This window comes from Paraburkholderia sp. SIMBA_053 (genome assembly GCF_046534895.1).
GTDB lineage: Bacteria > Pseudomonadota > Gammaproteobacteria > Burkholderiales > Burkholderiaceae > Paraburkholderia > Paraburkholderia caledonica.
This window is the reverse complement of sequence record NZ_JAWRXU010000528.1, coordinates 1-279: the sequence shown is the minus strand read 5'-3', so window position 1 is coordinate 279 and position 279 is coordinate 1. Positions and strand designations below refer to the sequence as shown.

General features: G+C 55.9%; 1 protein-coding gene. It reads right to left on the bottom strand.

What is annotated here, in order from left to right:
• A partial coding sequence (locus SB753_RS36710; RefSeq protein WP_410805039.1) for a dihydroxy-acid dehydratase occupies positions 1-279 on the bottom strand: 279 nt, incomplete at both ends.

The window sequence follows — 279 nt, the reverse complement described above, 5'->3', positions numbered from 1 at the left end:
CGAGCTTGCAACGCAACTTAGAAACTCGTCGTAATCCATGCGACCGGCGGCAAGTTCGCTACGAGCGTGCCAGATGATTGTTCCCGAACCTGCCCGTTGTCCCTTGTACCAGGCATTAAGCATAGGCCCCCCAGAGAGGACGATTGCCGGAATGTCCACGGTCGCTGCACCCATTAGCATGGCAGGTGTAGTCTTGTCGCAACCGCTTGTTAGCACCACACCGTCGAAAGGGTAGCCATACAATGTCTCGACCAGTCCGAGGTACGTAAGATTCCGGTC